We start from the raw sequence: 1,334 nt of genomic DNA, 5'->3' as shown, positions 1-1,334 counted from the left end.
TTCCGACAGGAGCCGCTGATATCGAACCAGATGTCGCGGCCTGCATCGCTAGGCTCCGCGCCAAGCACCCTGAAATTTCAGCTATTCTGTTCGAGTGCACATGCTTTCCGGTGGTGGCATCTGCAATTCGCCGAATAACTGGCCTGCCCGTTTTCGACATCACGACTCTATACCGAATGACCTTCGGGTCTGTCGCATAACGGCCATGGAAAGCCGACGTCCGCAGAGCCCATTGCGGTGGCCAATCGATGAACGAGCTTGGCCTGGATTAGAAAGGCGCGCAGCGTCTGCATGGATTTCTGAGCAGGCTGCAGCATGTCGCGCGCTTAGCTTTGCTTGGACCTATCGCGCCGCACGATAAACTGTCGTTATATCAGCGAACATTTTTTCGCTTTTATCGTCCTAAGCGTCTGGTGTAAATTTTGGCAATAAGCTTCGGGATCTGAATGCGCATCGTGCCTTTGCGGTGATGCTGTCGGAGATCTGAATAAAAGGGGCAAATAGAGAGGGAGGAAAGTATCTCATGAACAGACTTGCCGCGGCGGCTGTTACGGTCGATTTTCGCTTGCTGCAGCCTCGGTAGGCGGCCGGTTGAGGCTAATGCCGGGCGCAGTGCTTGAGCGCATCCGCAGGTGCGCAGCTATATACGCCGAATTTTTACTTCGGGCGTGAAGAGCAGATTAATCTACTGCCGAGACCGCATTAGTCTGCTCAATGGAAAATTCAGTTAGACATAAAAGGGAGAATCGAATGAACAAGTTAATGACAAAGATGGCTGTTGCAGCCTCGTTCGCAGTTGCGGCCGTGTTTTTGTCGACCTACGCCAATGCCGGCGCCGTACTTGATCGAGTGCTCGCGAACAAGACGCTGACGGTGGCCGCGTTTACAAACTGGGGCAAGGCTTCGTTCTTGAATGACAAGYACGAATTCGATGGTTACGATATCGAGGTCGCCAAGGGCATCGCGAAACGGTTGGGCGTACAGATCAAATTTGTGACGCCAGCGTGGGACATCATTGTCGCGGGTAATTGGCAGGGCCGTTGGGATCTTGCTCTCGGCCAAATGACTCCKACCAAGGCCCGCGCCGAAAAATTCGACTTTCCGGCCATGTACTTCTACGGTCGGGATGTAGCGGTCGTTCACAAGGATAGTAAAGCAACTAAGCTTTCGGACCTTGAGGGAAAGGTGGTCGGGGTCTTAGCAGGCAATTTGGATGTAGACTACGCAAATCACAAACTCACACCGGACTGGATCGGTGCTGAGCCAGTCCAATACAAATTCAAGCCGGGCGAGGTGAAGGTCTACGCAGGAGAAGGTGTCTCTCCGTTAGACGA

Annotated in this window: 1 protein-coding gene and 1 pseudogene; both read left to right on the top strand. The window is 53.2% G+C overall.

All coding sequences use genetic code 11. The features are described from left to right. Window positions 1-200: pseudogene (locus ORS3428_RS33760) on the top strand (hypothetical protein); the annotation flags it as partial. Window positions 201-750: 550 nt separating this feature from the next. Next, window positions 751-1,334 (top strand): transporter substrate-binding domain-containing protein (locus ORS3428_RS08650; RefSeq protein WP_071096472.1); only part of this gene is annotated, 584 nt, incomplete at its 3' end.

Source organism: Mesorhizobium sp. ORS 3428 (assembly GCF_001854785.1).
Classification (GTDB): domain Bacteria; phylum Pseudomonadota; class Alphaproteobacteria; order Rhizobiales; family Rhizobiaceae; genus Mesorhizobium.
Note: the sequence above shows the minus strand (reverse complement) of the source record. Positions and strands in the feature narration are given on the sequence as shown.